General features: G+C 51.3%; 7 protein-coding genes and 2 pseudogenes. 6 read left to right on the forward strand and 3 right to left on the reverse strand.

What is annotated here, in order from left to right:
• Positions 1-22: 22 nt before the first annotated feature.
• Complete coding sequence (locus ACR0K5_RS19650; RefSeq protein WP_480533891.1) at positions 23-1,987, reverse strand: alkyl/aryl-sulfatase; 1,965 nt, start codon at positions 1,985-1,987, stop codon at positions 23-25.
• A gap of 161 nt (positions 1,988-2,148) precedes the next feature.
• Here ACR0K5_RS19650 and ACR0K5_RS19655 point away from each other — a divergent pair, with 161 nt between their 5' ends.
• The 6 genes and pseudogenes from ACR0K5_RS19655 to ACR0K5_RS19680 all read left to right on the forward strand — a co-directional run bounded on the left by ACR0K5_RS19655 (position 2,149) and on the right by ACR0K5_RS19680 (position 5,467).
• On the forward strand, positions 2,149-3,066 hold the full coding sequence (locus ACR0K5_RS19655) for a LysR family transcriptional regulator (RefSeq protein ID WP_480533889.1): 918 nt from the start codon (positions 2,149-2,151) through the stop codon (positions 3,064-3,066).
• 149 nt (positions 3,067-3,215) lie between these two features.
• Positions 3,216-3,482: pseudogene (locus tag ACR0K5_RS19660) on the forward strand (IS6 family transposase); the annotation flags it as partial.
• Between the two features lie 457 nt (positions 3,483-3,939).
• Positions 3,940-4,167: a hypothetical protein gene (locus ACR0K5_RS19665; protein ID WP_480631240.1), complete on the forward strand. Its 228-nt coding sequence runs from the start codon at positions 3,940-3,942 to the stop codon at positions 4,165-4,167.
• A gap of 206 nt (positions 4,168-4,373) precedes the next feature.
• The gene (locus ACR0K5_RS19670; protein ID WP_480533887.1) at positions 4,374-4,502 is read left to right on the forward strand and encodes a hypothetical protein; all 129 of its coding nucleotides are present in this window, start codon (positions 4,374-4,376) and stop codon (positions 4,500-4,502) included.
• A 41-nt stretch (positions 4,503-4,543) separates the two neighbouring features.
• Positions 4,544-4,738 (forward strand): hypothetical protein, encoded by a 195-nt coding sequence (locus ACR0K5_RS19675; RefSeq protein ID WP_480533886.1) that lies wholly within the window; start codon positions 4,544-4,546, stop codon positions 4,736-4,738.
• Positions 4,739-4,930: 192 nt separating this feature from the next.
• Positions 4,931-5,467 (forward strand): hypothetical protein, encoded by a 537-nt coding sequence (locus tag ACR0K5_RS19680; RefSeq protein ID WP_480533884.1) that lies wholly within the window; start codon positions 4,931-4,933, stop codon positions 5,465-5,467.
• Between the two features lie 492 nt (positions 5,468-5,959).
• Here ACR0K5_RS19680 and ACR0K5_RS19685 read toward each other — a convergent pair whose 3' ends face one another.
• Together ACR0K5_RS19685 and ACR0K5_RS19690 are read right to left on the reverse strand one after the other, a co-directional pair.
• The gene (locus ACR0K5_RS19685) at positions 5,960-6,718 is read right to left on the reverse strand and encodes a hypothetical protein (protein ID WP_480533882.1); all 759 of its coding nucleotides are present in this window, start codon (positions 6,716-6,718) and stop codon (positions 5,960-5,962) included.
• Between the two features lie 389 nt (positions 6,719-7,107).
• Positions 7,108-7,572: pseudogene (locus ACR0K5_RS19690) on the reverse strand (DDE-type integrase/transposase/recombinase); the annotation flags it as partial.
• Positions 7,573-7,660 lie beyond the last annotated feature (88 nt).

Genomic DNA, 7,660 nt, shown 5'->3' on the forward strand with positions numbered 1-7,660 from the left:
CGGGCAGCGCAAGCCAATCCTCCTACGGTGTAACGATCGGAAACCATAAGTCGAATGCGTCCATCATGCCCATGAGCTGAGCAAAGACCATCGGATCGCCATCAAAGGACGTCGCTTCAGAGCCTACGAATTGCTCAAATGTAATCGTCTTCAGCAGCAGCGCACCAAGCGTTTGACGATTCAGCGAAATGGTCAGGTCCGCATCGTTCGACTGAACGTTCGACGTGTTGGTCAGGACGGAATTGCTCAGCTCCAACGTATGCTTGTCGCCAGTCTCCGTGAAATGAAGATTGATCGCCAGTTCTTTGCCAGCGGCCTTCTCCGGGTTCAGGCTCACCCCCATGAAGTCAAAAAACATCTCGTTCGTCATGGCTGCAAGAGCGTCCGGGCCGATAATGGGGGCCGGCGCCGGTTTCACCCCATCCCGCAATTCCTTTGCAGCGCTCAGATACACATTGCGCCAAGGACCGGATTCGGCCTGATATCCCAGCTGCGTTAGCGCCGCTGCCTGCAGATTGCGTGCTGCTGTGTTTTCCGGATCAGCAAAAACCAGGTGATTCACAACCTCAGCCACCCAGCGAAAATCGCCTGCATCAAAGGCGGCTTGCGCTTTTTCAAGAAGTGCTTCTGCACCACCCATGAAGTCAACATAGCGAGCACCTGATTCCGCCGGCGGTAGACGGTCGAGGTTGGCTGGGTTGCCATCATACCATCCGAGGTAGAAATTGTAGACCGCTTCGGCATTGTGCTTCAGGCTGCCATAGTAGCCGCGCGTCGAAAACGACCTAGCGAGATCTTCGGGCAGTTTGATCGAGTTGGTAATCTCGCGCGGAGTCATGCCGCTATTGGCCATACGCAGCGTTTCGTCATGGATGAAGCGGTAGACATCGCGCTGATTGATCAAATACTCGCGGATATTGTCCTCGCCCCAGGTTGGCCAGTGGTGGCTGGCAAAGGCCACATCGGCGCGTCCATCAAAAAGCTGCAGCGATTCGTTGATGTATTTCGACCACAACAGCGCGTCACGAACCTTGGCTCCCCGCAACGTATAAACGTTGTGCATCACGTGGCTCGTCACCTCGGACATGCAGAGCGCTCGAAATTGCGGAAAATACATCAGGAATTCCGACGGTGCTTCGGACCCGTTGGCCATCTGGAATTCGATCTCGACGCCATCGACCATCATAGTGTCCCCGGTTTCCGAGATGATCCGGTTCGGAGGAAGCAGCGTCACCACATCGCTTGCAGTTGTCTGTCCCAACCCTGAGCCGATTTGGCCGGTTGGACCCTTTTCCAGCATATTACCATACATGAATGACGCACGGCGTGTCATGGCGTTGCCGGCCAGCACATTCTCGGCCACGGCATGCTCCATAAAGCCTTCCGGCGCAATAATATCGACCTCGCCGGCAGCGTACGCCTCGGCATCAACCACACCCCGAACTCCGCCGAAATGGTCGGCGTGGCTGTGGGTGTAGATAACGGCCACAACTGGCCGCTCGCCCAGATTTTCGTTGGCCAGCGCAAGACCCGCGCGTGCGGTGGACGCAGTAAGCAGTGGGTCAATGATGACCCAACCGGTCTCACCTCGAATGAGGGTCATGTTGGACAGGTCATATCCGCGGATCTGGTAGATTCCGTCGGTTACTTCGAACAGACCGTGTATGTTGTTCAACTGCCCTTGCCTCCAGAGCGAAGGGTTTGCGGTGGCAGGTGCCTCACCCGCGAGAAATTCATATCCGGCGATATCCCAGACAGCGCGGCCCTCGGCATTGCTGATTGCTGGGTCTGTGATCGCGGCGATGAATCCGCGTTCGGCATCATCGAAATCCTGACGGTCAGAAAAGTCCAGCAAGTCCAAAACCGCCGCGTTGGCCGTGGCCGTGGACGGTTCTGCCGGATTATTCTGAGCTATCCCTGGCTGCCCCCCCGCTAAGATTAGCGATGTCGTCAAGAGCAGGGATCGGGTCAAACGTCTGGGTATCATTCTGTCCTCCATTCAGCGGCCTGGAGATCTTCGGTTTTCGATTGATCACCATCGGCACGGATACATGAAGTTTGAAGTTTTACAGGCCAAAGCGTTATAATAGAAATCGAATAAAACAGTAACTGTTATAGACAAACTTAATAACGAGATGCGAGGGCGTTATGATCACAGCACGGCATTTGCAACAGATTTTGGCGATAGCCGAATACGGGACAATCAATCGTGCGTCAGTGGCTCTTAACATGAGCCAGCCAGCCTTGACCGCAAGTATTTCAAAGCTCGAGGAAAGGCTGAGAGTTTCACTATTCGACCGTACAAGCCGGGGTGTCGCGCCAACTCTTTTTGGACAGCATATCGTTGACAATGCAATTGATATCCTTTCGCGATTGGACCGGCTTGAATCTGATATCCAATTGTTGTCGAGCGGTGAACGTGGCGAGATAAAGATTGCAGCGGGACCGGTTCTCATGCATGGAGCATTGCGCAACGTCATCCCCGCTTTTGCAAATGCCTTTCCGAACATCAAACTTCGGCTCCAGATCAGCTATTCCAAACGTATCATCGAAATGGTCGAAGCTGGGCAGATTGATCTCGGAATTGCCACAACGGGCAGCGAATCCCGTTTACCCAACATCGTTGTATCACCGCTTTTGCAAGACAGAATGATTTTTGTCGGCCGTTCCGGGCATCCGCTGGCAACCAAAAAAACTGTAAGTAAAACAGAAATTTGGAAGTACCCGCTGGCTATCCCCGAGGTGCCCGTGGAAATGCAGCATTGGTTTCAGTCTCTTGGCGGTACGGAGGCCGTAACACCGCACATATCGCTGATCACCGACGACTACGACATGCTGTTCCGAACCGTTTTGGAAGGCGATACGCTTACCGCAGCACCGTCGCATCTCGTGCAACCATATTTGAATGAGTCACGCCTCGCTGTGATTGTTCATTCGGATCGATCATTGCGTTGGCAGGCTCAGATAATACACAATCGGATTTCCGAGCTGTCTCCGTCGTTCCAAGTGTTGCGGAACATGTTGAATGTCTGGAGCCAGTCCGTCTCGACCTCGGAAACGTTCTAGGGGCTTTGTCGCAATCTTTCGGCATCTCTGTCTGAGACTAGATCCTCGTGTTAGTGGTGTCCCTTATTTTGACAGGAGCCAAACGTGACGATCTCATTCAAGGTGATTGCCAACTTGTTTGAGCGTTCCGAACTGGTTACGCCTCAAGCATAAAGATACCGTCCAAAATGCCGGGCCTGAAGGGTTTTCATATTCTGCACGAGATCATCGCCTATGCTGCCTAGGCCAACCATCGAATTGTGCTCAGCACTGTCGATGTAGAAGATCTGCTCGCTGAGCGCGGAGTTTCGGTCAGTAGGGAAACCGTCCGGCAATGTGTTAATCGCTTTGGCGGCCATTTCGCCAATTGCATCGGGCGAGACCGGCCACGGCTGGCCGACAAGTGGGTTTTGGACGAAGTGATCATCTCGATCAAAGACTGAAACCCGCAAACCGCGATCAGGACCAAGAAGAGCGCAGGCCGATCCTTTGCTAACAAATGGCGAAAGGCAAGAAAGCCCAAAATCATATCAACCATCAAGGGGATAGGGATTATCAACATAGTCGCCAAATAGACCAAGAACCCGTTCATCGCGACCTGAAACCGGTTCGAGGACGCGCATTCACAAAATACCCGCCGATAAGGGGTCATCAATTCAACATTGGAGACCTGAAATGCATTCAATCTTTTTCACCTCTTCCTTCGCCATTTTATTAGCCGTCAGCGCCCATGCAGATCCGGCTGTCGGTTTCGACCGCTTCTCGATAAAGACTGACCATCGCGTTGGGCAGGTTGCAGTAGGGCTATGACCACCTGTCGGTCGTGCGACCTATGCCGGTGAAATCGGCGGTAACGCGGTGTTTGAACCCATCAAAACTAATATTGGGGCAGCCTTGCCCGATGAAAAACTACCGTTGATTGTCGTCTCCCACGGGTGCGGCAGTAGTATAGATGGCACCGCCTGGCCGGCAACCGGCTTGGCCGAACGCGGCGCGTTGGTTCTAGTCCTGAATCATCCAGGCACAACAACTGGCGACAGTTCACCGCGCCAGACAGTGCGATTGTCGGAGCGCGCCGCAGATATGAGCGCTGCGCTCGACCATGTTCTGGCAGATCCCTAATTCTCCGAACATATCAACTGCGACCTGATAACTGCCCTGGGCTTTTCACTTGGCGGTTCGATAGTGCTTGGGCTGGCGGCCTGGAACTTGATGCCGAAGCTTACCGTGATTATTGCCGAAAATTCGGCGAAACCACCCAAGACTGTCTGTTCCTCATACACGGTGGAGTAGATTTTGATAACCTACCCTAGGAATTTTCCATCAATATGACGGATGAACGTTTCAAAAACATCGTCGCGGTGGACCCCGGCTTCATCTACGCCGCCGTTCCAGAAAGCGCCGAGTTCATCAATCGCCCGGTTCCGCTAATATCACTTGGTGACAGTTTCCCTTAGTTTGCAACAGATGTACGTGCCGAAGGCAGTGGCTGGCTGACATGTTCCCGAACGCCACGTATAATGTGATCTCAGATGCCTATCACTATTCATTTTTCCCGATCTGCACCGAAGATGCGCCGCAATTTCTGCTTGAAGAAGGCGAAGACCTCATTTTTGATGATCCGGAAGATTGGAATAGATCAACGGCACATGAAGCTTCCATCCTAGCAATCGCGCAATTCTTAGAGCTTTAAGTGCCTCTCTCATTAAGTTCTTCCAGCCTAATTGGCTGGGAGAACAGCAACCGAACGCACAAGCTGGTGTTCCCACTAAGTTCCTCATGCCGCCCAAATATACGCGTTCGGTTCAGTTAGGCCTTATTTGGGTAGACATTCGACAAGAGCTAAATCACTTTTCGACTAGTTTTCGGCTTTTGGAATACAGGTATGATCGACAAGATTTTGAGATGGTTGCGAGAAGGTATCGGCGACAAAGCTACTATAGCTTTTGCCGCAGGAGCAGTCATGGGTGTAGTCAGCGGCGCAGCGGCTTCATTCATTTATTGGCAACACAGTACAAATTCAGAAATTTCGGAGAAAACTAAGGAGGCCGTTCGCTGGGAAGCAAAGTACGAAGAGGCTGAAAAGCATCTAGCAAAACTTGAGGCAGAATTTGAGGGGAAGAATGATAGGATCAGGAGCCTTGAAACAGAAATCGACAAATTCGAAGAAAACGAAGTTGCTTCCCAATGTGACTACATTCGAACAAGAATTGGTGAAAGGAAAGGCGACATTGCCAGACTCGATGCTGAAATAAGTATTCACTCTCCCATGATGTGGAAATCAATTGGCGGGGAAACTACTGCGTCGCAACTTTATACGGAGGAAGAACCGTACTCTGAACACCGGAGACTGCAACAACAAAAGGACAAAATGATCTCCAGCATAGAAGAACTGGAGATACGTTTGGACAATTGTCGGTAGCACTAAGCTGTTCATTCCGCTTTCTGCCGGTGGTCGCCGTTAAAACAGCGGTAGCGACCCGTTGACCGAATTGTCCGGTGAGAGCCAATGCGCCAGATTAACCAATTCTCTTTCTGAATTACGGTTGATCGTCGCGAGGTTCAACAAATTGCCAAGATTGACAGCCAGGCACGATATCTATTCGTCATCGAAGATCATTCCTCATGTTCGCTGCTCTTTTTTTGTCAATCCGTTCCTGATTTGCTATTGTAAGGAAAAAGACGCTGTTGCTGCTGGGCGTCAAAAGAACCAGAATAGCGCGAACGAGGCTGTCGCGGCAAGCACGGCCAACAATATTGATGTTGTGGCGCTCGTGTCGTTTCGACTTTGCTCATAGAGAACTCCAGCGATGAAGGAAAAAAACAATGCGCTCAAAATTAGAGCAGTAGCCAAGAGATGGAAAAATTGTGTCACGCTCTTTAGTTCCTTATTCGCGGTTTGTGACAGAGAGTTTCAGGCCCATTCCCATCGTGAAGGGCGCAGGAGGTTTAGACACATCTCCTTGGGTATCGCTTCAGTGATGGCTTTTAACGCAGATGCTGCCAAGTTGGGTGTCTTGAGCGAAAACCTAGATTTCGACGGAAACCACTCTCCCTGCCATCTGCCCGTCGCTCTTATTATGTAGATGAATTGGCTGACAACCCTGCGTATGAAGCGCCTTGATTCCCGAGGCCTCTCGGACGTTGGATGAGTGACGGGCACGTTACTGATCTTCAGGTCTTGAACTTCAACTTTGCCATGATTGGTCAGTAGTCTCTTTCCAGCGGTAAAACAGGCCAGAACGAAGCCATCATGGACAAACAGGGAGTCGGTGCCGCCGTTCCCAAATGCCCCGTGAATTCTAAGAACAGGGGCATCGAAGTGCGAAGAATAGGTACTGGTGACATTGCTGGAAACATCGTTGATGACGGCAATGGCGTCCAGAAGCTGAGTGCTACCAACACTGCCATTAAAACAGATCAGTTCAACCTCCAGTCTAAAATCTCCAGTTGCAGATCTAATCTTGGTGACGGAAAAAGTTAGGGCGTATTCTTGGCCCCTCTGCAGACCCACTTCCTGCTCTAGCCGATCACCGTCTTGCGCATCGTAGTAACCATTGCCGAAGATGATGCAGTTGTTTCCGGGATCGTAAGCAGGAGCCGTGAAATCTGTTCCGCTGACGGACCAGCCAGTCGATGCGATTGAAAAATCTGCGTTTGCAATGAGTGGCATACTTACTTTCAATACTCCTTGCGACTTGCTCTGAAGTTCAGATCACGAAATTGGTTACTCAGTAAGTCAAGACCTAAAGCCTCAATTACTGTACAGGATTTAAAAGATCTGGGTCGCCTACGAATCTGGACAAAGACATGTTTAAGGTTGTAACTGATTGTTTCTTTAACTTGACGCAGTTCATACTTTTCTGCGTCAAGAATGGTTCTACAATACTTCAGCATTTTTTGTTATCCGGTTAGCGAATCTGGAAGCGCCCAAAAGCTCTTTTGAGCACGGACCAGCACAAACGGATATCTCTATTGCGAACCTGGCTGTCCGTCGTCAGGAATTTTGGGACAGATGGCCGCCTGAGCTAAGAGAGGATCAGGCACATCTTGTTGGTTTGATTATGCGGCGAATTTGCGGTGAAGCAAGCGCCGGGTTTCGAGTGTCTTCCGGTTGAACCTTTCTCGCTGTTTCAAAATGGCGTGGCCGCGCCCGAAGTAGACATCGGCGGGTGTGAGGTTTTGCAGGCTCTCGTGATAGCGCCGGTGGGCGTAGTGATCGACAAAGGCGTCGATCTGCTGCCTGAGATCACCGGGCAGGTAGTAGTTTTCCAGCAAGATGCGGTTCTTCAAGGTATGGTGCCCCTCGGACATGATCGATTTTCTGATCTTCCAGCCATTCTGCAAGTTCACCAGAGATGTGGCTGGACCCATTGTCGCTGAGCAGGCGCGGTTTGTGGGCGACGGTCGCTTGGGCACAGCCCGAAGCATGCAAAGTCAGGTCCAGTGATCGGTGACATCATTGGCCTTCATCGTCGTGCAGACCTTCCAGGCGATGATATAGCGGCTGTAATCATCTCGAAGGGTGACGGTGCCGCCAAATTGAAACCCGTTTGTGCCTCCGATATTGGCAAGGCGATAGATTCCAAAATCAAAGTCAGGCATTTATCGAAGC

The sequence above is a fragment of the Ruegeria sp. AB9 genome, assembly GCF_056542585.1.